We start from the raw sequence: 21,323 nt of genomic DNA on the forward strand, positions 1-21,323 counted from the left end.
GCCGCGGCGCCGCCGGCAAGCGCAAGCGCTCAGTCGCCCCGCCCGGGAGGCCCGGGCCGCCCGGGCCGGGGCCTGCCGGCCTCCTCCTCTTCCTGGCAGAAGAGCTCGTAGACCAGCTCGATCATCTGGCGCACGCGGCCGTCGACCAGCCGGTAGTAGATCACCTTGCCCTCGCGCCGGTTCTCCACCAGCCCCTCGAGGCGCAGCCGCGCGAGCTGCTGGCTCACCGCCGCCTGGCGCTGCGAGAGCAGCTGCTCGAGCTCGGTGACGCTGCGCTCGCCGGAGGCCAGGTAGCAGAGGATCATCAGCCGCCCCTCATGCGCCAGCGCCTTGAGGAAATCGGTGGCATGGCGGGCGTTCTGCATCATCCGGCCAAGCTCGTCGGCGGAGAGGTTGTCGTCGAAGGACGGCAGCGGCATGAACGGACCCGGGTTTTCGTCGCCTGCGGAACAGTCTTATACGGGTTTCGCCGCGGCGCCCAGCCCCGCGGGCGGCGGGCCGGCGCCGCGGCTTGGCTCACGACCCGTCTCCGGCCCTGGTGGCGCGCGGCGCCGGCGGCCGCGCGGGCAGGGGGGCGGGGGGCGGCCCGGCATCCGGCGGCCGGGCGCGGGCCAGCAGCCGCCCGAGCATGCCGTAGAAGAAGTCCTCCCCCGGATAGCCCTCGATGCGGCCGATCTCGGCGCCGTCCTCGAGCAGCACGAAGGTGGGGGTGTAATGCGCCCGGCGCGCCAGCGCGACGCCCTCGGGCAGCGGGTCGTGGATGCGCCCGCGGAGCAGCGGCGCCTGCCGGCCCTCCGCCGTGCGGTCATAGACTACGCCGACCTCCGCATCCCACTGCTCGCACCATTCGCAGCCCTGCTGGTCGAGCATCAGCAGGCGCAGCTCGCCCGCCGCCGCCGGGGCGGCCGGCCCGAGCAGCACGGCGATCAGGGCCAGAAGGGCGCGGCAGGACATGGTTGACCAACTCCGGACTGTGGAATAAACATATTCTAATTCAAGAATGTCTTTCTGGCAATCGACCCGCTGAGAGGTCGGACAGGCAAACGGGGAGCGGCGCATGGAATTCGATGTCGGGCTGATGGGCGCGGCGCTGGCCGGGCTGGCCTCCTTTGCCTCGCCCTGCGTGCTGCCGATCGTGCCGCCCTATCTCTGCTTCCTGGCCGGGGTCAGCCTCGACGAGTTGACCGGCGCCGAGGGCAGCCGCCCGCCCGGCGCGCAGCGGCGCATCATGCTCGCCGCGCTGGCCTTCGCGCTCGGCTTCGCCACCGTCTTCGTGCTGCTCGGCGCCACCGCGAGCACGCTCGGCCAGGCGGTCAGCCGCCATTTCGACACGCTGCGAATCGCCGCCGGGGTGATGATCCTGGTCTTCGGCCTGCATTTCCTCGGGGTGATCCGGATTCCGCTGCTCTACCGCCAGGCCCGGCTCGAGGTGGAGCGCCGCCCGGCCGGGATGCTCGGCGCCTATCTCGTCGGCCTCGCCTTCGGCTTCGGCTGGACGCCCTGCGTCGGCCCGGTGCTGGCGGCGATCCTGTTCACCGCCGCCGGCGAGGAGACCGCCTGGCAGGGCGCCTCGCTGCTCGGCGCCTATGCCGTGGGGATGGGCGCGCCCTTCGTGCTGGCCGCCGGTTTCGCCGGGCCCTTCATGGGGCTGATGCGCCGCTTCCGCCGCCACATGGGCTGGGTCGAGCGCGGCATGGGCGCGGTGCTGGTGCTGACCGGCGTGCTCTTCATCGGCAATTTCATTCCCGACATCGCCAACTGGATGATCGGCTTCGTGCCCGTCGCGGGCTGACACGAGACATCAAGGGAGGATCCGATGCTCAGACGCCTTGCCGCCGCCGCCCTGCTCCTGACGCTGCCGCTGGCCGCCGCCGCCGAGGAGCCCGCCCCCGGCGCGCTGCACCACAAGGACTGGTTCGCCGTCACCTTCAAGGACATGCGCGAGGATCTCGAGACCGCCGCCGGGGAGGGCAAGCGCCTCGCCATCATCGTCGAGCAGCACGGCTGCATCTATTGCCGCAAGCTGCACGAGGAGGTGCTCTCGGACCCCGAGGTGGCCGACTACATCAAGGCCAACTTCGTCGTGGTGCAGCTCAACATGTTCGGCGACGAGGAGATCACCGATCTCGACGGCGAGGCGATGACCGAGCGCGAGGCGGTGCGGCGCTGGGCGGTGAGCTTCACGCCCACGGTGATCTTCCTGCCCGAGACGGTGGCCGAGGATGACGTGACCGTCGCCGAGGTCGAGGTCGAGCGGATGCCCGGCGCCTTCGGCAAGTGGACGACGCTCGACATGTTCCGCTGGGTGCGGCTGAAGGGCTACGAGGGCGACGAGCACTTCCAGAAGTTCCACGCCCGGCACATCGAGGAGCTGCGCGCGGCGGGCCGCCTGTGAGCCGCCGCGGGCGACGGGTGCGCACGATGGGGCAGGGATGACATTCGAGAATATGAATTTGATGTTGCGAATGTCCTTTCGCTCTGGCAGGGTTTCACGCAATGAAAATGAAGAATCGACCCAGGGAGAGACGCAAATGAAGGCAACCGGAGCCGCGCTGGCGGCGCTCGCCGCCCTCGGCCTCGCCGCTGCGGCAGGCGCCGAGACCGCCCCGGACGCGGTGCAGATCACCGATGGCACGCTGGCCGCGCCGCTCACCGCCGAGCCTGGGGATGCCGCCCGCGGGCGCCAGCTCTTCGCCGGGCGCAAGCAGGGCAACTGCCTCGCCTGCCACGCCAATTCCGACCTGGCGGACGAGCCCTTCCACGGCGAGGTGGGGCCGCCGCTCGACGGCGCCGCGGATCGCTGGAGCGAGGCCGAGCTGCGCGCCATCGTGGTCAATTCCAAGGAGGTCTTCGGCGATCAGACGATCATGCCGGCCTTCTACCGGGTGAGCGGGTTCAACCGCCCGCTCGGCGATTTCGCGGGCAAGCCGATCCTGACCGCGCAGCAGGTCGAGGACGTCGTCGCCTATCTCAGGACGCTGAAGGAGTGACAGGCCGCGCGCCGGCCGGAGGAGCCATGCCATGACCATGACGAGACGTGACTTCACGCGGCTGGGGCTGGGGGCGGCGGCGGTCGCCGCGACGGGCCTCGGCCTCGCCCCGCGCCCCGCAGAGGCAGCCGGCACCGTGGAGGAGGCGATCGCCGCCTTCACCGGCGGTGCCGAGACCACCGAGGGCGGCATCGATCTCGGCGCGCCCGAGATCGCCGAGAACGGCAACACCGTGCCGATCGAGGTGGCGGCCGAGGGCGCCGCGGCGATCATGCTGCTGGCCAGCGGCAACCCGAGCCCGGGCGTCGCCACCTTCCGCTTCGGCAAGCTCGCCGCGGCGAGCGCCGCCTCGACCCGGATCCGCCTCGCGCAGACCCAGGACATCGTGGCGGTGGCCGAGATGAAGGACGGCAGCTTCCGCAAGGTGAGCCGCACGGTGAAGGTCACCATCGGCGGCTGCGGCGGCTGATCGGGCAATTCGGAGGAGACGGACCATGGCGAAAGTCAAACCCCGCGTGAAGGTGCCCCGCAAGGCCGAGGTCGGCGAGGTCATCACCATCAAGACCCTGATCAGCCACCCGATGGAATCGGGCCAGCGCAAGGACAAGAAGACCGGCGAGCTGATCCCGCGGCAGATCATCAACCGCTTCGTGGCCAGCTTCGAGGGCGAGACGGTGTTCGAGGCGGCGGTCGAGCCCGCGGTCTCGGCCAACCCCTATTTCAGCTTCGACATGACGGTGCCGGGGCCGGGCACGCTGGCCTTCGAGTGGCACGACGACGACGGCTCGGTCTACGCACAGGAAAAGAAGATCAAGATCGGCTGAGCCGGCGCCCCCAGGGAGGACAACCATGACGCCCATCAAGACGGCTATCGCGCTGTTCGCGGGCACGGGACTGGTGGCGGGTCTCGCCGTCGCCGGGCCCGGCCCCGACGAGGACCAGCTGGTGATCGAGGGCGAGACCCTGATCACCGAGGTCGCGGCACCGGAGGACCATCCGCTCGACACGATCTATTCCGGCTGGCGCTTCCGCTCCGACGAGACCCAGGCGCTGGAGATCGACGATTTCGAGAACCCGGCCATGGTCGCGGTGGAATACGGGCTCGACCTCTGGGATACCGCGGCGGGCAGCTCCGAGAAGTCCTGCGCCGACTGCCACGGCGATGTCGACAGCCTCGCGGGGCTGCGCGCCAACATGCCGAAATGGAACGAGGCCGCCGGCCAGCCCTGGTCGCTGGAGCACTGGATCAACTGGTCGATCACCGAGCACCAGGGCGCCGAGCCGTGGAAATGGGAGAGCGAGGAGATGCTCGCCATGACCGCGCTGATCGGCCTGCAGTCGCGCGGGATGCCGATGACGGTCGAGACCGAAGGCCCGATGGCCGACTGGATCGCCCGCGGCAAGGAGCTCTACTACACCCGCGTCGGCCAGCTCGACATGGCCTGCAACCAGTGCCACGAGGACAACTGGGGCCAGATGATCCGGGCCGACCATCTCTCCCAGGGCATGATCAACGGCTTCCCGACCTATCGCTTCAAGTGGTCTGGCCTCGGCTCGCTGCACCGGCGCTTCTCCGGCTGCATGAAGAACATCCGCGCCAAGCCCTACAAGCGCGGCTCCGACGAGTTCGTGGCGCTCGAGGCCTATCTCGCGGCCCGCGGCGCGGGGCTCTCGATCGAGACACCGGCCGTGCGCAACTAGGCTCCCGGCGGCCGGCGCGCCCGCTTCCTGCCCACCGGAAGCGGGCGCAAGCGACGACCCGACAGCGAAGGCCGCCCGGCGCGGCAAGGCAGGGCCCGTGCGCAGCGGGCCGACGAAGGAGATTTGCATGATTGCCCGGCGGGATTTTCTTCAGGCGGCGCTCGCGGCCACGGCCCTCACCGGGGGCGGGCTGACCCGCCTCGCGGCGGCCCAGGGGCTGACCGAGGCGGGGCTGGTCGACATGGCGCCGCTCGGCAACGTGACGCTGATCCACGTGACCGACATCCACGCCCAGCTCGTGCCCGTCTGGTTCCGCGAGCCCTCGATCAATCTCGGCGTCGGCGCCGCCGCGGGCAAGCCGCCGCATGTGACCGGGGCGGAGTTCCTCGAGCTCTACGGCATCGCCCCGGGCAGCCCGGAGGCGCATGCGCTGACATCCGAGGGCTTCGCGGCGCTGGCCCGGGAATACGGCCGGATGGGCGGGCTCGACCGCGTTGCCACGGTGATCAGCCGCATCCGCGCCGAGCGGCCGGAGGCGATCCTGCTCGATGGCGGCGACACCTGGCAGGGCTCGCTCACCGCGCTGCGCACCGGGGGCCAGGACATGGTGGACGCCATGAACCTGCTGGCCCCGGAGGCGATGACATCGCACTGGGAGTTCACCCTCGGCATCGACCGGGTGACCGAGATCGTCGACGACCTGCCCTTCCCCTTCCTCGGCGCCAACATCTACGACGCGGAGTGGGACGAGCCGGCCTACGAGCCCTACACCATGCTGGAGCGCGGCGGCGCGAAGATCGCGGTGATCGGCCAGGCCTTCCCCTATCTGCCGATCGCCAACCCGCGCTGGATGTTCCCCGGCCTCTCCTTCGGGGTGCGCGAGGAGCGCATCGCCGAGCTGGTCGCCGAGGTGCGCGACGAGGGCGCGCAGGCGGTGGTGCTGCTCTCGCACAACGGCTTCGACGTCGATCGCAAGCTGGCCTCGCGGGTCGAGGGCATCGACGTGATCCTGACCGGCCACACCCATGACGCGCTGCCGGCGCCGGTGATGGTGGGCCGGACCGCGCTGATCGCCAGCGGCAGCCATGGCAAGTTCGTCTCCCGCGTCGATCTCGACGTCGATGCCTCCGGGGTGAAGGGCATCGCGCACCGGCTGATCCCGGTCTTCTCGGACGTGATCGCGCCGGACCCGGAGATGGCGGCGCTGATCGGCATGGTCCGCGCGCCGCACGCTGACGAGCTCGCCGAGGTGCTCGGCAGCACCGAGAGCACGCTCTACCGCCGCGGCAATTTCAACGGCACCTGGGACGACCTGATCTGCAACGCGCTGATCGAGCAGCGCGACGCCGAGATCGCGCTCTCCCCCGGCTTCCGCTGGGGCGCCAGCCTGATCCCCGGCGCCGACATCACCCGCGAGGATGTCTTCAACGCCACCGCCATGAGCTACCCCGCGGCCTATCGCACCGAGATGACCGGGGAGATGCTGCACACCGTGCTCGAGGACGTGGCGGACAACCTGTTCAACCCCGATCCCTACTACCAGCAGGGCGGCGACATGGTCCGCGTCGGCGGCATGGGCTACCGGATCGACATCGCGAAGCCCCAGGGCAGCCGCATCACCGGGATGACGCTGCTGGCCACCGGCGAGGCGATCGACCCGGCGCGGCGCTACAGCGTGGCCGGCTGGGCCTCGGTCAACGAGGACACCGAGGGCCCGCCGATCTGGGAGGTGGTGGAGGCGCATGTCCGCGCCCGGGGCACCGTGCGGATCGAGCCGAACCGCTCGGTGCAGGTCGCGGGAGGGGGCTGAGCGATGACGCGCGAGAACACCGGCAAGGCATCACTTCGGAGGATGGCATGAGCGAGAAGACGAGCGCCTCGCGGCGCGCCTTTCTGCGGACCGGGCTGGCCGGCGGGCTGGCCGCCGGCGGCGCCGCGCTGGCCGCCGGCGCGGCGCGGGCCGACGATCCGCTGATCACCGATCTCGAGGCGCAGCCCTGGACGCAGTATCTCGGCGATGGGGTGGACGCCGCGCCCTATGGCCTGCCGTCCGAGCACGAGGCCCATGTCGTGCGGCGCAACGTCGCCTGGCTGACCGCCGACCCGGTGAGCTCGGTCAACTTCACGCCGCTGCACGAGCTCGAGGGGATCATCACCCCCAACGGGCTCTGCTTCGAGCGCCACCATGGCGGCGTGGCGCAGATCGCGCCGTCGGAATGGCGGCTGATGATCAACGGGCTGGTGGAGCGCCAGCTGGTCTTCACGCTCGGCGACATCATGCGCTTCCCGCGGGTGACGCGGGCGCATTTCCTCGAATGCGCGGCAAATTCCGGCATGGAGTGGCGCGGGGCGCAGCTCAACGGCGTGCAGTATACCCACGGCATGATCCACAACGTGATGTATACCGGGGTGCCGCTGCGCCATCTGCTCGAGGAGGCGGGGCTGAAGGGCTCGGCGCAGTGGCTGCTGCCGGAGGGCGGCGACGCCGCCGGCATGACCCGCTCGCTGCCGCTCGAGAAGGCGCTCGACGACTGCCTGATCGCCACGCACATGAACGGCGAGCGGCTGCGGCCGGAGCAGGGCTACCCCGCGCGCCTCGTCGTGCCCGGCTGGGAGGGCAACATGTGGGTCAAGTGGATCCGGCGCATCGAGGTCGGCGACAGGCCCTGGCACCACCGCGAGGAGACCTCGAAATACACCGACCTGATGGCCGACGGGACGGCGCGCCGCTTCACCTGGGAGATGGACGTGAAATCCGTCGTCACCAATCCCAGCCCGCAGGCGCCGATCACCCATGGCCACGGGCCGACGGTGCTCTCCGGCATCGCCTGGTCGGGCCGCGGCGCGATCCGCGAGGTGCATGTGACCACCGATGGCGGGATCAACTGGCACCAGGCGCGCATCGAGGGGCCGAGCCTCGACAAGTCGATGCACCGCTTCGTCTACGAGTTCGACTGGGACGGCGCGCCGCTGCTGGTGCAGTCGCGCGCGGTGGACAGCGCCGGCTTCGTGCAGCCGACCAAGAACGCGCTGCGCAAGGTGCGCGGGGTGAACTCGATCTACCACAACAACGGCATCCAGACCTGGGCGATCAGCAGCGAGGGGGAGGCGGAGAATGTCGAGATTTCCTGAGAGGGGGAGGCGCGCCGGCGCGTCGCGGCTGCTGGCTGCGGCGGCGCTCGCCCTGGCGGCCGCGCCGGCGGCGGCCGGCCCGCTCGGCCTCGGCCGCGCGGCCACCCCGGCGGAGGTCGCGGCCTGGGACATCGATGTGCGCCCGGACGGCACCGGCCTGCCCGAGGGCGCCGGCGACGTTCTGACGGGCGAGGAGGTCTTTGCCGAGAAATGCGCCTATTGCCACGGCGATTTCGGCGAGGGCGTGGACCGCTGGCCGGTGCTGGCGGGCGGGCAGGGCACGCTGACCGACGAGCGCCCGGTCAAGACCATCGGCTCCTACTGGCCCTATCTCTCCACGGTGTTCGACTACATCAACCGCGCCATGCCCTTCGGCGAGGCGCAGTCGCTGAGCCCGGACGAGGTCTATGCGATCACCGCCTATCTGCTCTACATGAACGACGTGGTGGACGACGACGGGTTCGTGCTGAGCCACGAGAACTTCTCCGAGGTGCGCCTGCCCAACGAGGACAACTTCCGCGCCGATCCGCGCCCCGACACGCCGCTGGCGAAGGCCGCGCCGCCCTGCATGACCGGCTGCAAGGACAGCGTGGAGATCACCGCCCGGGCGGTGATCCTCGACGTGACCCCGGATGCCGACGAGGACAGCACCGCCGGGATTTCGGTGGACTGAGATGGGCGCGCTGCGGCTCCTGCTGACGGCCCTTGCCCTGGCGCTCGCCGCGGCCGGCGCGCGCGCCGAGCTCGCGGCCGATGCGGTGCACGACCTCCCGGGCGACCCGGAGCGGGGGGCGGGGCTCTGGCGGCTCTGCCAGTCCTGCCACGCGCTGGGCGAGGGGGCGAGGAACCGCGTCGGCCCGCATCTCAACGAGCTCTTCGGCCGCCGCGCCGCCACGGTGGCGGGCTACCGCTACTCGAAGGACATGCGCCGCGCCGGCGCCGACGGGCTGACCTGGACCGCGGACACGCTGCATGTCTATCTCGAGAACCCGCGCAGCCTGGTGACCGGCACGCGGATGGCGTTCCGCGGCATCCCGGAGGAGGCCGACCGGGCCGACCTGATCGCCTATCTGCGCCGGTTCAGCGCGAGCCCGCGCGACATTCCCGAGGCCGCGCCCACCGCGCCGCCGCGCGACCCCGATGTCGCCCCGGCGATCCTCGCCATCGAGGGCGACCCGGCCTATGGCGAATACCTCGCCGGGGAATGCGTCACCTGCCACCAGGCGAGCGGGACGGACGAGGGCATCCCCTCGATCACCGGCTGGCCGGAGCGGGATTTCGTGACCGCGCTGCACGCCTACAAGAACCGCCACCGCCCGCACCCGGTGATGCAGCTGATCGCCGGCAACCTCTCGGAGGAGGAGATCGCCGCGCTGGCCGCCTTCTTCCGCGGGGTGGACTGAGCCGCCGCCGGCTGCCGGGCCGCAGCCGCGCGCCGACAAACCGCGCCGGCAAACCGCGCCGGCAAACCGCGCCGACAAACCGCGCCGACCAACCGCAAGGAGACACCTGATGAGAGTGACCCGCCGCCGACTGATCGGATCCGCCGCCGCCGGTGCCGCGGCCCTTGCCGCCCCGGCCGCCATCGGTGCCGCCCGCCCGCATGTCGTGGTGATCGGCGGCGGCGCCGGCGGCGCCACCGCGGCGCGCTACCTGGCAAGGGACGGCAAGGGCGCCATCGCGGTGACGCTGGTGGAGCCGACGCGGACCTACCACACCTGCTTCTTCTCCAACCTCTATCTCGGCGGCTTCCGCACGCTGGAGAGCATCGCCCACAGCTATGGCCGGCTCGCCGCGATGGGCATCAACGTGGTGCATGACTGGGCCGTCGGGATCGACCGCGACACCCGGACGGTGGCGCTCGCCGGCGGCGGCAGCCTCGGCTATGACCGGCTGATCGTCGCGCCCGGCATCGATTTCCGCTGGGACAGCGTGCCGGGCCACGGCATCGCCGCGCAGAACGCCATGCCCCATGCCTGGAAGGCCGGCAGCCAGACCGAGCTGCTGAAGGCGCAGATCGCCTCGATGCCGGAAGGCGGGGTCTTCGCCATGGTCGCGCCGCCCAATCCCTATCGCTGCCCGCCGGGGCCCTACGAGCGGGTCTCGATGGTCGCGCACCAGCTCAGCCGGACCAACCCCACCGCGAAGATCATGATCTTCGACCCCAAGCCGAAATTCTCCAAGCAGGCGCTGTTCGAGGAGGGCTGGGCGGCGCATTATCCCGGCATGATCGAGTGGCTCGAGCCGGATTTCGGCGGCCGCATCGACGAGGTCCGCCCGGATGCCATGGAGATCGTCTCGGATGGCGAGGCGGTGAAGGTCGATGTCGCCAACGTGATCCCGGCGCAGAAGGCCGGGCGCATCGCCGAGATCGCCGGGCTGGCCGACGCGAGCGGCTTCTGCCCCATCGTGCCGGCCACCATGCAGAGCCGGATGGACCCCGCGGTGCATGTGCTCGGCGATGCCACGATCGCCGGCGACATGCCGAAATCCGGCTTCTCGGCCAACAGCCAGGCCAAGGTGGCGGCGATGGCGGTGCGCGCCGCGCTCACCGGCTCGACGGCCTTCCCGCCGCGCTTCTCCAATACCTGCTGGTCGCTGATCGCGACCGGGGACGGCGTCAAGGTCGGCGCCCGCTACGAGGCCACCGAGGAGAAGATCGCCAAGACCGAGGGCTTCATCAGCCAGACCGGCGAGGACGCCGAGCTGCGCCGGCAGACCTACGAGGAGAGCCTCGGCTGGTATGCCGGCATCACCGCGGACATCTTCGGCTGAGCGCCGCGGCGCCCGGCCCAACAGGGGAGAAACGGACATGAACAGCCTGACAACGGGCCTCACCGGCGGGCTGCTGGCCCTCGCGCTGGCGGCAGTGCCGCTGGCCGCCGCCGCCGGCGAAGGGGTGGTGATCTATCAGGCCGATGCCGAGTTCGACGACGCCGCCTTCGGGCTGGAGAGCGCGATCACCGATCGCGGGCTGGTGATCGACTATGTCAGCCATGTCGGCGAGATGCTCGCCCGCACCAAGGACGATGTCGGCGGGGCCAGGGCGCTGTTCACCGCGGCCGACATCTACATCTTCTGCTCGGCGGTGGTGTCGCGGAAGGTGATGGAGGCCGATCCCGACAACATCGCGCATTGCCCCTATGGCATCTTCGTGCGCCAGATGGCGGAGGGCGGGGCGGTGGAGATCGGCTATCGCGCGCTGCCCGAGGGGCCGATGCAGGAGGTGCAGACGCTGCTCGACGGCATCGCGCGCGAGGCGGCCGGGGTGGACTGAGCCCCCGGCATCCGGCCCCTGTCCTCGGGCCCCCGCCGCGCTCAGCCGCCCGCCTGCGACAGCGGCGAGCGGGCCGGCGCCAGCGCCGCCTCGATCCGCGCCCGCAGCAGCGCGACGAAACGCGACACCGCGACGCCGGCGCGCGGCTCCGGCGGCGCGATCATCGCCAGCTCGAAATCGATGCGCGGGCGGAACGGCCGCCAGGTCACCCCGTCGGAGAGCGGCATGCGCCCGTTGATCGGGTCGATCAGCGCGAGCCCCGCGCCCTCGCGCACGAGGTTGCGGGCGATGGCGAAGTAGTAGGCCGTGACCGGGCGCGGGATCTCGAGGCCGCGTTCGGAGGCCAGGCGCTCGAGCGCCCGGTCGATGCCATGATCGCCGGTGATGCCGACCACCGGGCGGCCGGCCAGCATCTCCGGGCGGATCTCGGCCATCGCCGCCAGCGGGTCGTCCTCGCGCAGGATGCAGACGCAGGGCAGGCTGAACACCTCGGGCCGCGGCCCCGGGATCGTCACCGGCGCGTCCAGCAGGCCGAGATCGATCTGCCCCGAATCCGCCCAGGCCGCCACCATGCGCGAGCTGCGCACCTTGAGATCCACCGTCACCCGGGGATGCGCGCGCTGGTATTCCGCGATCACCGCCGGCAGCAGGTTGATCGCCGAGGCGCCGTTGCTGGCGATCGCGATATGCCCGGCGCTGCCGGCGCGGATCTCGGCGGCACGCTCGGCGATGCGGGCCATGGTCATCAGCCCGCGCTCGGCCTCGCCGTGGAACAGCTGCGCCTCGCGGGTCGGCGCGAAATAGCCGCGCGCGCGGTGGAACAGCCGGAAGCCGAGCTCGGCCTCGAGGCTCGACAGCGCGACGCTGACCGCCGGCTGCGAGAGGTTGAGCCGCTGCGCCGCGCGCGAGACCGAGCCGGCCTCCATCACCGCGTCGAACACCTCGAGATGCCGGAGCCGCAAATGCATGGGGGTATCGTATAAAGAGATCGAAACTAGGCATAGGCGAAATTCAATTGACCATATGGCCCGCGCGATAGACGGTGCTGCAACGACGCCGCCGGCGACAGGGGGCGCGCGAAGGTTCGGCAGAGGGGGTCCGGCCGATGACGCAGGCAGCCGCACCGGGCTGGCAGGGTGAGTGTCCGCGCCGCGCCGCGTTGGCAAGCCGGCGCGACGGGGCGCCGGGGGCGGCGGCGCTGCTGGCGCCGGGCTTCTCCGAGACGCCCTGGTGGCTCGAGGGGATGGCGCCGCCGCCGCCGCTTGCCGATGCGCCGCCCGAGCAGGCCGAGGTGGTGGTGATCGGCTCGGGCTATACCGGGCTCAACGCGGCGCTCGAGACGGTGCGGGGCGGGCGCCACACGGTGGTGCTCGAGGCCGGCGAGCCGGGGGCCGGATGTTCCACGCGCAATGGCGGCCAGATCAGCACCAGCGTGAAGCCCGATCTCTCGAAGCTGGCGCGGGTGCATGGCGAGGACCGCGCCCGCGCGATCCGCGCCGAGGGCCGCACGGCGCTCGACTGGATCGAGGCGCGGGTCGCCGACGAAGGCATCGCCTGCGATTTCCGCCGTGCCGGGCGCTTCCATGCCGCGCATACGCCGGCGGCCTACGAGGCGCTGACGGCCGGGCTCGCCAGCGCCGAGGAGCCGGGCAGCGAATGGCATGCGGTGCCGCGGGCCGAGATGGCCGCCGAGCTCGGCACCGATCTCTATTCGGGCGGCGTGGTCTATCCGCGCTTTGCCTGCCTGCATCCGGCGGCCTATCACCGGGGCCTGCTCGAGCGGGTGCTGGCGGCGGGCGCCGCGGTGGTGCCGCACTGCCCGGCGCTGGCGATCCGGCGCGAGGCCGGCGGCTTCGAGATCGCGACGCCGAATGGCACGATCCGCGCCCGCGACGTGGTGGTGGCGACCAACGGCTATACCGGCGCGCTGACCCCCTGGCTGCGCGCCCGCGTGATCCCGATCGGCAGCTACATCATCGCCACCGAGCCGCTGCCCGAGGCGCTTGCGGCGCGGCTCTTCCCCACCGGGCGGATGGTCAGCGACACGCGCAGGGTGGTCTATTATTTCCGGCTCTGCCCGGAGGGAAGGCGGGTGATCTTCGGCGGCCGGGTGGCGGCGGCGGAGACCGATCCGCGGGCCTCGGCGCCGAAGCTCCATGCCGAGATGGTGCGGATCTTTCCCGAGCTCGCGGAGACCCGGATCAGCCATTCCTGGCTCGGCTTCGTCGCCTACAGCTTCGACGAGCTGGTGCATACCGGGGTGCATGACGGGGTGCATTACGCCATGGGCTATTGCGGCTCGGGCGTCTCGATGGCGAGCTATCTCGGCTACCGCATCGGGCAGCGCATCCTCGGCACCCGGGAGGGGCGGACGGCCTTCGACGGGCTGCCGTTCCCGACCCGGCCGCTCTATTCGGGCCGGCCCTGGTTCCTGCCGGCGGTGGTGGCCTGGTATCGCTGGAGCGACGCCCGCGCGCTGGCCGCGGCGCGGCGCGCCCGCGGCGGCTGAGAGATACGGGGCCGGTTCCTGTCGCCCGCCGGACCCCGGGAAGGAGCAATGGGCGGCTGGTGCCGCGGGCCCCGCGCCCCGGCGCCACAACTGAGGAGACCACAGATGCGCAGAAGTTTCGTTCTCACGGTGGCCGCGGCGGCGCTGTTCGCCGGCCCCGCGCTGGCCGAAGGCACGGTGACCATCGCCTCCTGGGGCGGCTCCTACCAGGAAGCCCAGTCGAAGGCGCTGTTCGAGCCCGCCGCGGCAGCCACCGGCATCGAGGTGCGCCAGGAGACCTATGGCGGCATGTCAGACGTGCGGCTGCAGGTGCAGACCGGCGCGGTGACGCTCGACATCGTGGCCTCGGGCTCCGGCTCCGCCGCCCGCGCCGCCGCCGAGGGGCTGCTCGAGAAGCTCGACTACTCGGTGATCGACGTCTCCGACTTCTACCCGACGCTCTACAGCGACTATTGCGTGGGCGGCGACGTGTTCTCCACCGTCTATGCCTGGAACACCGAGACCTATGGCGCGGAGGGCCCGCAGAGCTGGGCGGATTTCTGGGATATCGAGAAGTTCCCCGGCACCCGCGCCTATCGCGGCAAGGTGGCCGGCGCGCTCGAGCCGGCGCTGATGGCCGACGGCGTGCCGCCGGAGAAGGTCTACGAGGTGCTCTCCTCGGAGGAGGGGATCGAGCGCGCGCTCGACAAGATCCGCGAGCTGAAGCCGCATATCGCGGTGTTCTGGTCCTCCGGCGCGCAGCATGCGCAGCTGATGAAGGACGGCGAGGTGGACATGACCACCGGCTGGAACGGCCGCTTCGACAATGCCGCCAAGGATGGCGCCAAGGTGGCCTATTCCTTCAACCAGGCGCTGCTCGACTATGACTGCTTCGCGGTGCCGAAGGGCGCGCCGAACCTCGAGACGGCGATGAAGTTCCTCGCCGAGATCTCCAAGCCGGAATACCAGGCCAACCTGCCCCTCTACATCACCTACGGGCCGACCAACAAGAAGGCCTACGAGGTGGCGACGGTGGGCGAGGATCTGCTGCGCGCGCTGCCCTCGCACCCGGACAATGCCGGCAAGCAGCTGCCGATCAGCCTCGAATGGTATGCCGAATGGGAGACCGTGGCCTCGGAGATGTATCAGGAGATGCTGACCGAGTGAGCCGGACGGCCGGCGGCGGGAGAGCGCCTGGCGACAGGCCACCCGCCGCCACCGCCGCCCTGACCGCCAACCAGACCACCCGCGCGGGCCTCAGCGGCGCGCGACCGTGACCGGGAAGCCCCTGGTGCAGGAGTTGGAGATCGTCGAATTGGCTTCGGCATGTGCGAGCAGGCGGTCGGTGTCGGCCTCGCCCTCCGCGGTCGCGAGGCGGGTGCGGATCGTCGCGCCGGCGAGCAGGTCGCCCTCGATCGCGAGATCGACATCGACCTCGAGCGCGGTGATCTCCAGCCCGAGCGCCTCGGCGCTCAGCTGGAGCTGGTTGCAGAACCCGGCGCCGAGGGCGAGGGCCTGCAGCTCGCCGCCCGAGAGCCCGAGGCCCATGCCGCCGGCCAGATCCTTCGGCCTGTCGGCGATGATCGCCTTCACCCCCGCCCAGCCGACGGCGGCGCGGGTGGTCTCGAGGCGGCGAAACTGGACGGTGAGTGCGGGCATGGCGGGTCGGGCTCCGGTCAGATGCCGGGCCGGCAGGGTTCTGACCGACCGGCCGCACGGCGACGCTTCACACCGCGCACCATACGCCACCGAGCAATTCCGCGCCGGGAAATCGGCGACACGCATCCGGGAGACAGCATGACCGAGCGACCTGCCTCAGCCCTGCCGATCACGATCCGCGCGATGACCAAGACCTATGGTCGGGTGCACGCGCTCGACCAAGTGGATCTCGACATCCGCTCCGGCGAGTTCCTCACCCTGCTCGGCCCCTCGGGCTCGGGCAAGACGACGCTCCTGATGGTGCTGGCCGGCTTCACCCGGCCCGACAGCGGCAGCCTGAAATTCGGCGACACCGAGGTGATCCGGATGCCGCCGCACCGGCGCGATCTCGGCATGGTGTTCCAGAACTACGCGCTGTTCCCGCACATGACCGTGGCCGGAAACATCGCCTATCCGCTGCGCCTGCGCGGCATCGGCCGGGCCGAGCGCGAGGCGCGGGTGGTGCGCGCGCTCGAGACGGTGCAGCTCGGCGGCTATGGCGGCCGGCGCATCGACCAGCTCTCCGGCGGCCAGCGCCAGCGCGTGGCACTGGCCCGCGCCATCGTCTTCGAGCCGCGGATCCTGCTGATGGACGAGCCGCTCTCGGCGCTCGACAAGAAGCTGCGCGACCGGATGCAGATCGAGCTGCGGCACCTGCACGAGCAGCTCGGCATGACCACGGTCTACGTGACCCACGACCAGCGCGAGGCGCTGACCATGTCGGACCGCATCGCGGTGATCGACCATGGCAGGCTGATGCAGCTCGGCGCGCCGCGGGAGATCTACGACCGGCCGGCGAACCGCTTCGTGGCGGATTTCATCGGCGAGTCGGCCTTCCTGCCGGTGCGGCGCAAGGGCGCCGAGATCCTCTGCGCCGGGCGCCCGCTGGCCACCGAGAGCCCGGCGCCCGAGGGCGAGAAGCTGCTGGCGATCCTGCGCCCCGAGCGGCTGCAGCTGCTGGACGGCAGCGTGCCGCCGGAGATCAACGCCTTCCCCGCCACGGTCTCGGAGCTGGTCTACCAGGGCGACAGCTTCCTGATGGCGGCGCGGCTCGAGGACGGCACCGAGCTCACGCTGCGCGACGTGGTGCGCCGCGACACCTTCGCCGAGCTGCCGGGGCCGGGCTCGGCGGTGACGCTGGGCCTGCATGCCCGCGACACCGTGCTGATCCCCGACGACGGCGCGGGGGCGGCGCCGTGAGCCCGGCCGAGACCGCCCTCGCGGCCTCGCCCGCCGCCGCCGCCGCCGCCGCGCCCAATGCCGAGGGGCTGGCGCGCGACGGCCGGGCCGAACGGCTGGCGCTGCTCGGGCTCGCCTCGCCGGCGCTGCTGCTGGTGCTGGTGATCCTCGTCGTCCCGGTGGCCTGGCTCTTCTATGTCTCCTTCATCGGGGCGGACGGGTCGTTCTCGCTCGAGAACTACGAGCGGATGATCAACCGCAAGTCCTATGCCCGGATCTTCTACACCACCTTCGAGATCTCCTTCCTGACCACCGGGATCTGCATCCTGATCGGCTATCCGCTGGCCTATTTCCTCAGCCAGCTGCCGCCGCGGGTGGCCAATCTCTGCCTGATCACGGTGCTGCTGCCGTTCTGGACCTCGCTGCTGGTGCGGACCTATGCCTGGCTCGTGCTGCTGCAGAAATCCGGCCTCGTGAACGAGTGGGGGATCTCGGCCGGGCTCTGGGAGGAGCCGCTCAAGCTCGTGCACAACACCACCGGCACGCTGATCGGCATGGTGCACATCATGCTGCCCTTCCTGGTGCTGCCGGTCTATTCGGCGATGCGCGCGATCGACCGGCGCTACCTGATGGCGGCCGCCAATCTCGGCGCCGGGCCGGTGCGGGCGTTCTGGACCGTGTTCGCCCCGCTCTCGCTGCCGGGGCTGTTCGCCGGGAGCCTGATCGTCTTCGTGCTCTGCCTCGGCTTCTTCGTGACGCCGGCGGTGCTGGGCGGCGGCAAGGTCATCATGGTCTCGATGAAGATCGCCTCCAACATCGAGCTCTTCGTCAACTGGGGCGCGGCGAGCGCGCTCGGCGTGGTGCTGCTGGTGACGACGCTGGTGATCCTCTGGGTCGCGGCGCGCTTCGTCGCGCTCGAGCGGCTGGCCGGGGGAGGGCACTGATGCGCTGGCTGAACCGACCCGCCTCCGAGACCCAGGTCACCCATGGCCAGCGGCTCTGGCTCTACATCCTGTCGGGCGTCATCATGGTCTGGCTGGTGGCGCCGACGCTGATCGTGGTGCCGATGTCGTTCTCCGACAGCCAGTATCTCGAGTTCCCGCCCGAGATCTGGTCGACCCGGTGGTACGACCACTATTTCGGCTCCGAGGAATGGATGGCCGCCACCGTCACCTCGCTGACCGCGGCCCTCCTCACCATGTGCCTCGCGACACCGCTCGGGGTGCTCGCGGCCTACGGGCTGCACGCCTCGCAGCTCAGGGCCGGGCGCCTGATCTTCGTCGCGCTGATAACGCCGATGATGGTGCCGCTGATCCTCGTCGCGATCGGGGCGTTCTATGTCTATGTGAAGCTGCAGATCCTCTACACGATGCTCGGCCTGGTGATGGCCCACACGGTGCTGGCGCTGCCGCTGGTGCTGATCGTCACCGCGGCGGGGCTCAAGAGCTTCGACATGAACCAGGAGATGGCGGCCCGCAGCCTCGGCGCCTCGCGCGCCCGGGCCTTCTTCACCGTGACGCTGCCGCAGATCCGCTTCTCGGTGATCACGGCGGCACTGCTGGCCTTCCTCACCTCGTTCGACGAGGTGGTGGTGGCGATGTTCATCTCGGGCGGCGACAACGCGACGCTGACCCGCAACATGTTCAACGCGCTGCGCGACCAGATCGACCCGACCATCGCCTCGATCTCGACCATCATGATCGCGATCACCTCGGGGCTGATGGTGCTGGCGCAGCTCTTCGGAAAGCCGCGCGAGGGGGGCTGATGGAGACGGAAGATTTCGACTACGTGATCGTCGGGTCGGGCTCGGCCGGGGCGGTGCTGGCCAACCGGCTCTCGGCCGATCCCGGAAACCGCGTCCTGGTGCTGGAGGCCGGCGGCACCGACCGGCGCTTCTTCATCCAGATGCCGATCGGCTATGGTCGCACCTTCCACGATGCCCGGGTCAACTGGCGCTATCACACCGAGCCGGTGCCGGGGCTGAACGGCCGGCCCTCCTACTGGCCGCGCGGCAAGGTGATGGGGGGCTCCTCCTCGATCAACGCGATGGTCTATGTGCGCGGCCATCCGCAGGACTTCTCCGACTGGGCCGCGGCCGCGCCCGGCTGGGGCTGGGAGGATGTCGCCCCGGCCTATCGCCGGCTGGAATGCTGGGAAGGGCCGGCGAGCCCCGAGCGCGGCGCCGACGGCCCGCTCGCGGTGCGCGACATCGCCGACGAGGTGCACCCGCTCTGCGGTGTCTATCTCGCGGCGGCGCGCGAGGCGCAGCTGCCCTACACGCCGGACTACAACGGCGCCGAGATGGAGGGCGCCAGCATCTACCAGATCACCACCCGGGGCGGGCTGCGCGCCTCCACCGCGCGCTGCTATCTGCGCCCGGCGATGACCCGGCCCAACCTGGCGCTGCGCACCCATGCGCTGGCCTGCGAGGTGCTGATGGAGGAGGGCCGGGCCACCGGCCTGCGCTATCGCTGGCGCGGGCAGGAGCGCGTGGCGCGGGCGCGGGCCTCGGTGGTCCTCGCCGCCGGCGCGATCAACTCGCCGCAGCTGCTGCAGCTCTCCGGCATCGGGCCGGGGGATCTGCTGCAGGCGCATGGCATCGAGACCCGCCGGCACAACGTGCATGTCGGGGCGCATCTGCAGGACCATCTCGGCCTCGACCATCTCTACGAGGCGCGGGTGCCGACGCTGAACCAGGTCCTGCGCCCCTGGCTCGGGCGGCTGCGCGTGGGGCTCGACTTCGTGTTCCGCCGGCGCGGGCCGCTGACGCTCAGCATCAACCAGGGCGGCGGCTTCGTGCGCTCCAGCCCGGAGCTGCGCGCGCCCGACATCCAGCTCTACTTCTCGCCGGTGAGCTACACCCGCGCGCCGCCGGGCACCCGGCCGATGCTGCTGCCGGACCCGTTCCCGGGCTTCCTGCTCGGCCATTCCCCCTGCCGCCCGACCAGCGAGGGGCATCTGGCGATCCGCTCGCCCGACCCGACCATGGCGCCGGCGATCCAGCCCAACTACCTCGACACCGAGGAGGACCGCGCGCTGATGCGGACGGGCGACCGGATGCTGCGCCGCATCGCCGAGACCCCGGCGCTCTCGGGCATCATCGCCCGCAAGATCCTGCCGGAGATCGACGACACCTCCGACGACGCCATCGACGACTATGCCCGCAACCATGGCTGGTCGGTGTTCCACGCCTGCGGCACCTGCCGCATGGGCGCCGATCCGGAGGCGGCGGTGACCGATCCGCGGCTGCGCGTGCACGGCGTCGCGGGGCTGCGGGTGGTCGATGCCTCGGCCTTTCCCAACATCACCTCCGGCAACATCAACGCCCCGGTCATCATGCTGGCCGAGCGCGCCGCCGAGATGATCCTGGCCGACCACAGATGAGGACCCCATGCGCCTGACCCGGATCGAGAGCTTCGTCACCCGCGATGTCGGCTTCGTGCGCGTCACCGCCGAGACCGGCGCGATCGGCTGGGGGCAGGTCTCGACCTACCAGTCCGACATCACCGCCGAGGTGCTGCACCGCCAGGTGGCGCCCTGGGCGATGGGCGCCGACATCTCCATGGAGACCGGCGATCTCGGCGACCTGACCGATCTCGTCACCGAGCGCGAGCACAAGTTCCCCGGCAGCTATCTGCGGCGGGCGCTTGGCGGGCTCGACACCGCGGTCTGGGACCTGCGCGGGCGTGTCGCCGGGCAGCCGGTGGCGGCGCTGCTCGGCGGCTCCGCCGGGCCGGTGCGCGCCTATGCCTCCTCGATGAAGCGCGACATCACCCCGGAGAACGAGACGCTGCGCATGCAGCGCCTTGCCGATGCGCATGGCTTCACCGCCTTCAAGGTGCGCGCCGGCGCCGAGGTCGGCCGCGGGCGCGACGAATGGCCGGGGCGCACCGAGGCGATCATCCCCGCCATGCGCCGCGCCCTTCCGGAGGCGGATCTGCTGATCGACGGCAATTCCTGCTATGCGCCGGAGCAGGCCATCGCGGTCGGCCGGATGCTCGAGGACCACGGCTTCTGCCATTTCGAGGAACCCTGCCCCTACTGGGAGTACGAACAGACCCGGGCGGTGGCGGAGGCGCTGGAGATCGACGTCACCGGCGGCGAGCAGGACTGCGAGCTGCAGAACTGGCGGCGGATGATCGACATGCGCGCGGTGGACGTGGCGCAGCCCGACATCCTCTATCTCGGCGGCATCGCGCGCACGCTCCGGGTCTGCCGCATGGCCGAAGCCGCGGCGATGCCGGTGACGCCGCATTGCGCCAACCTCTCCATGGTGACGCTCTTCACCATGCATCTGCTGCGCGCGATCCCCAATGCCGGGCCCTATCTCGAGTTCTCCATCGAGGGAGCGGACTACTACCCCTGGCAGGAGGGGCTGTTCCGCGCCAGCCCCTATGCCGTCGAGGACGGCCAGGCGCGGGTCACCGAGGCGCCGGGCTGGGGGGTGGAGATCTGCCCCGACTGGCTGGCGCGGTCGCAATACCGGGTGAGCGAAGCCGCCGATTTCGCCTGACGCCGGCGCCGGGGGCGGGGCATGGCTCGCGGCGGGCATGCGGGGCCCCTGCGATCCGTGACACCCGAGATGGCGGGGCCGCGGCTCGGGGCGCCGCGGCAGGCCCGCGCCCCGGGCCGGGCGGAGGTGGCCGGCCGTGTCGGCGCCGCCAGAAGCCTCCGCGGCAGGGCCGGGGGCGGGAGGCGGCTGCCGACGGATGGCATGTGCGTCCCGCTCGCCGGGCGCCATGCCTGGGCGCTGGTGCATCCCTGCCATGGGCGCCTCGCCGGAGCCGTGGAGCCGCTGAGAGGGCGGGGCGTTCGGCGCGGCCACCGCCGCGGCGGCGCGTCTGGCCGGTGGCTCCGG

23 protein-coding genes are annotated in these 21,323 nt (G+C 71.1%); 19 read left to right on the top strand and 4 right to left on the bottom strand.

The genetic code is table 11. The features are described from left to right. Positions 1–29 precede the first annotated feature (29 nt). On the bottom strand, positions 30–419 hold the full coding sequence (locus QSJ97_RS05920; protein ID WP_285670735.1) for an ArsR/SmtB family transcription factor: 390 nt from the start codon (positions 417–419) through the stop codon (positions 30–32). A 97-nt stretch (positions 420–516) separates the two neighbouring features. Beyond that, a complete protein-coding gene (locus QSJ97_RS05925) occupies positions 517–954 on the bottom strand; it encodes a thioredoxin domain-containing protein (RefSeq protein WP_285670736.1) in 438 nt (145 codons plus the stop codon). A 103-nt stretch (positions 955–1,057) separates the two neighbouring features. Here QSJ97_RS05925 and QSJ97_RS05930 point away from each other — a divergent pair, with 103 nt between their 5' ends. The 12 genes from QSJ97_RS05930 (at position 1,058) to QSJ97_RS05985 (ending at position 11,100) form a co-directional block, all read left to right on the top strand. Next, a complete protein-coding gene (locus tag QSJ97_RS05930) occupies positions 1,058–1,792 on the top strand; it encodes a cytochrome c biogenesis CcdA family protein (RefSeq protein WP_285670737.1) in 735 nt (244 codons plus the stop codon). Between the two features lie 24 nt (positions 1,793–1,816). Beyond that, a complete protein-coding gene (locus QSJ97_RS05935; protein WP_285670738.1) occupies positions 1,817–2,395 on the top strand; it encodes a SoxW family protein in 579 nt (192 codons plus the stop codon). A 136-nt stretch (positions 2,396–2,531) separates the two neighbouring features. Continuing rightward, entirely contained in the window at positions 2,532–2,990 is a 459-nt protein-coding gene (soxX, locus tag QSJ97_RS05940; protein ID WP_285670739.1) for a sulfur oxidation c-type cytochrome SoxX, read from the top strand. A gap of 31 nt (positions 2,991–3,021) precedes the next feature. Then, complete coding sequence (soxY, locus tag QSJ97_RS05945) at positions 3,022–3,459, top strand: thiosulfate oxidation carrier protein SoxY (protein WP_285670740.1); 438 nt, start codon at positions 3,022–3,024, stop codon at positions 3,457–3,459. 25 nt (positions 3,460–3,484) lie between these two features. Next, complete coding sequence (gene soxZ / locus QSJ97_RS05950) at positions 3,485–3,814, top strand: thiosulfate oxidation carrier complex protein SoxZ (RefSeq protein ID WP_285670741.1); 330 nt, start codon at positions 3,485–3,487, stop codon at positions 3,812–3,814. A gap of 25 nt (positions 3,815–3,839) precedes the next feature. Continuing rightward, entirely contained in the window at positions 3,840–4,691 is an 852-nt protein-coding gene (gene soxA / locus QSJ97_RS05955; RefSeq protein ID WP_285670742.1) for a sulfur oxidation c-type cytochrome SoxA, read from the top strand. A gap of 127 nt (positions 4,692–4,818) precedes the next feature. Continuing rightward, a complete protein-coding gene (soxB, locus tag QSJ97_RS05960; RefSeq protein ID WP_285670743.1) occupies positions 4,819–6,501 on the top strand; it encodes a thiosulfohydrolase SoxB in 1,683 nt (560 codons plus the stop codon). A 47-nt stretch (positions 6,502–6,548) separates the two neighbouring features. Further along, positions 6,549–7,823: a sulfite dehydrogenase gene (soxC, locus tag QSJ97_RS05965; protein ID WP_285670744.1), complete on the top strand. Its 1,275-nt coding sequence runs from the start codon at positions 6,549–6,551 to the stop codon at positions 7,821–7,823. After that, entirely contained in the window at positions 7,807–8,496 is a 690-nt protein-coding gene (locus QSJ97_RS05970) for a c-type cytochrome (protein WP_285670745.1), read from the top strand. The genes soxC and QSJ97_RS05970 overlap by 17 nt, the downstream gene beginning before the upstream one ends. A gap of 1 nt (position 8,497) precedes the next feature. Beyond that, positions 8,498–9,226, top strand: coding sequence for a c-type cytochrome (locus tag QSJ97_RS05975; protein WP_285670746.1), 729 nt, complete (start codon positions 8,498–8,500; stop codon positions 9,224–9,226). Between the two features lie 109 nt (positions 9,227–9,335). Then, positions 9,336–10,598, top strand: a complete 1,263-nt coding sequence (locus QSJ97_RS05980; protein WP_285670747.1) for an NAD(P)/FAD-dependent oxidoreductase — start codon at positions 9,336–9,338, stop codon at positions 10,596–10,598. 37 nt (positions 10,599–10,635) lie between these two features. Continuing rightward, entirely contained in the window at positions 10,636–11,100 is a 465-nt protein-coding gene (locus QSJ97_RS05985) for a DUF302 domain-containing protein (RefSeq protein ID WP_285670748.1), read from the top strand. A 41-nt stretch (positions 11,101–11,141) separates the two neighbouring features. On the opposite strand, the gene QSJ97_RS05990 is transcribed toward QSJ97_RS05985, so the two are convergent. Then, complete coding sequence (locus QSJ97_RS05990) at positions 11,142–12,068, bottom strand: LysR family transcriptional regulator (RefSeq protein WP_285670749.1); 927 nt, start codon at positions 12,066–12,068, stop codon at positions 11,142–11,144. Positions 12,069–12,205: 137 nt separating this feature from the next. Between QSJ97_RS05990 and QSJ97_RS05995 the strand changes: the two genes are divergently transcribed. Together QSJ97_RS05995 and QSJ97_RS06000 are read left to right on the top strand one after the other, a co-directional pair. Next, positions 12,206–13,609: an NAD(P)/FAD-dependent oxidoreductase gene (locus QSJ97_RS05995; RefSeq protein WP_352231055.1), complete on the top strand. Its 1,404-nt coding sequence runs from the start codon at positions 12,206–12,208 to the stop codon at positions 13,607–13,609. Between the two features lie 105 nt (positions 13,610–13,714). Continuing rightward, on the top strand, positions 13,715–14,755 hold the full coding sequence (locus QSJ97_RS06000) for an ABC transporter substrate-binding protein (protein ID WP_285670750.1): 1,041 nt from the start codon (positions 13,715–13,717) through the stop codon (positions 14,753–14,755). Positions 14,756–14,845: 90 nt separating this feature from the next. On the opposite strand, the gene QSJ97_RS06005 is transcribed toward QSJ97_RS06000, so the two are convergent. Beyond that, a complete protein-coding gene (locus QSJ97_RS06005) occupies positions 14,846–15,247 on the bottom strand; it encodes an OsmC family protein (protein WP_285670751.1) in 402 nt (133 codons plus the stop codon). 138 nt (positions 15,248–15,385) lie between these two features. Between QSJ97_RS06005 and QSJ97_RS06010 the strand changes: the two genes are divergently transcribed. From QSJ97_RS06010 to QSJ97_RS06030, 5 genes are all read left to right on the top strand, one after another. Further along, positions 15,386–16,486 carry an ABC transporter ATP-binding protein gene (locus QSJ97_RS06010; protein ID WP_285670752.1) on the top strand — a complete coding sequence of 367 codons (1,101 nt, stop codon included), beginning with the start codon at positions 15,386–15,388 and terminating at the stop codon, positions 16,484–16,486. A gap of 68 nt (positions 16,487–16,554) precedes the next feature. Further along, the gene (locus QSJ97_RS06015) at positions 16,555–17,409 is read left to right on the top strand and encodes an ABC transporter permease (RefSeq protein ID WP_285670833.1); all 855 of its coding nucleotides are present in this window, start codon (positions 16,555–16,557) and stop codon (positions 17,407–17,409) included. Continuing rightward, a complete protein-coding gene (locus QSJ97_RS06020) occupies positions 17,409–18,230 on the top strand; it encodes an ABC transporter permease (RefSeq protein WP_434220889.1) in 822 nt (273 codons plus the stop codon). The genes QSJ97_RS06015 and QSJ97_RS06020 overlap by 1 nt, the downstream gene beginning before the upstream one ends. Continuing rightward, positions 18,230–19,849, top strand: coding sequence for a GMC family oxidoreductase (locus QSJ97_RS06025; protein ID WP_285670753.1), 1,620 nt, complete (start codon positions 18,230–18,232; stop codon positions 19,847–19,849). Before QSJ97_RS06020 ends, QSJ97_RS06025 begins: the two co-directional genes overlap by 1 nt. Positions 19,850–19,856: 7 nt before the next feature. Next, positions 19,857–20,978, top strand: a complete 1,122-nt coding sequence (locus QSJ97_RS06030; protein WP_285670754.1) for a mandelate racemase/muconate lactonizing enzyme family protein — start codon at positions 19,857–19,859, stop codon at positions 20,976–20,978. The last annotated feature ends 345 nt before the right edge of the window (positions 20,979–21,323 follow it).

This window comes from Paralimibaculum aggregatum, assembly GCF_030270585.1.
GTDB lineage: Bacteria > Pseudomonadota > Alphaproteobacteria > Rhodobacterales > Rhodobacteraceae > Thermohalobaculum > Thermohalobaculum aggregatum.

What these genes read in the sequence shown, in the direction of transcription:
- QSJ97_RS05920 (WP_285670735.1), bottom strand. Translation starts at nt 419, where the DNA reads ATGCCGCTGCCGTCCTTCGACGACAACCTCTCCGCCGACGAGCTTGGC.
- QSJ97_RS05925 (WP_285670736.1), bottom strand. Translation starts at nt 954, where the DNA reads ATGTCCTGCCGCGCCCTTCTGGCCCTGATCGCCGTGCTGCTCGGGCCG.
- QSJ97_RS05930 (WP_285670737.1), top strand. Translation starts at nt 1,058, where the DNA reads ATGGAATTCGATGTCGGGCTGATGGGCGCGGCGCTGGCCGGGCTGGCC.
- QSJ97_RS05935 (WP_285670738.1), top strand. Translation starts at nt 1,817, where the DNA reads ATGCTCAGACGCCTTGCCGCCGCCGCCCTGCTCCTGACGCTGCCGCTG.
- soxX (WP_285670739.1), top strand. Translation starts at nt 2,532, where the DNA reads ATGAAGGCAACCGGAGCCGCGCTGGCGGCGCTCGCCGCCCTCGGCCTC.
- soxY (WP_285670740.1), top strand. Translation starts at nt 3,022, where the DNA reads ATGACCATGACGAGACGTGACTTCACGCGGCTGGGGCTGGGGGCGGCG.
- soxZ (WP_285670741.1), top strand. Translation starts at nt 3,485, where the DNA reads ATGGCGAAAGTCAAACCCCGCGTGAAGGTGCCCCGCAAGGCCGAGGTC.
- soxA (WP_285670742.1), top strand. Translation starts at nt 3,840, where the DNA reads ATGACGCCCATCAAGACGGCTATCGCGCTGTTCGCGGGCACGGGACTG.
- soxB (WP_285670743.1), top strand. Translation starts at nt 4,819, where the DNA reads ATGATTGCCCGGCGGGATTTTCTTCAGGCGGCGCTCGCGGCCACGGCC.
- soxC (WP_285670744.1), top strand. Translation starts at nt 6,549, where the DNA reads ATGAGCGAGAAGACGAGCGCCTCGCGGCGCGCCTTTCTGCGGACCGGG.
- QSJ97_RS05970 (WP_285670745.1), top strand. Translation starts at nt 7,807, where the DNA reads ATGTCGAGATTTCCTGAGAGGGGGAGGCGCGCCGGCGCGTCGCGGCTG.
- QSJ97_RS05975 (WP_285670746.1), top strand. Translation starts at nt 8,498, where the DNA reads ATGGGCGCGCTGCGGCTCCTGCTGACGGCCCTTGCCCTGGCGCTCGCC.
- QSJ97_RS05980 (WP_285670747.1), top strand. Translation starts at nt 9,336, where the DNA reads ATGAGAGTGACCCGCCGCCGACTGATCGGATCCGCCGCCGCCGGTGCC.
- QSJ97_RS05985 (WP_285670748.1), top strand. Translation starts at nt 10,636, where the DNA reads ATGAACAGCCTGACAACGGGCCTCACCGGCGGGCTGCTGGCCCTCGCG.
- QSJ97_RS05990 (WP_285670749.1), bottom strand. Translation starts at nt 12,068, where the DNA reads ATGCATTTGCGGCTCCGGCATCTCGAGGTGTTCGACGCGGTGATGGAG.
- QSJ97_RS05995 (WP_352231055.1), top strand. Translation starts at nt 12,206, where the DNA reads ATGACGCAGGCAGCCGCACCGGGCTGGCAGGGTGAGTGTCCGCGCCGC.
- QSJ97_RS06000 (WP_285670750.1), top strand. Translation starts at nt 13,715, where the DNA reads ATGCGCAGAAGTTTCGTTCTCACGGTGGCCGCGGCGGCGCTGTTCGCC.
- QSJ97_RS06005 (WP_285670751.1), bottom strand. Translation starts at nt 15,247, where the DNA reads ATGCCCGCACTCACCGTCCAGTTTCGCCGCCTCGAGACCACCCGCGCC.
- QSJ97_RS06010 (WP_285670752.1), top strand. Translation starts at nt 15,386, where the DNA reads ATGACCGAGCGACCTGCCTCAGCCCTGCCGATCACGATCCGCGCGATG.
- QSJ97_RS06020 (WP_434220889.1), top strand. Translation starts at nt 17,409, where the DNA reads ATGCGCTGGCTGAACCGACCCGCCTCCGAGACCCAGGTCACCCATGGC.
- QSJ97_RS06025 (WP_285670753.1), top strand. Translation starts at nt 18,230, where the DNA reads ATGGAGACGGAAGATTTCGACTACGTGATCGTCGGGTCGGGCTCGGCC.
- QSJ97_RS06030 (WP_285670754.1), top strand. Translation starts at nt 19,857, where the DNA reads ATGCGCCTGACCCGGATCGAGAGCTTCGTCACCCGCGATGTCGGCTTC.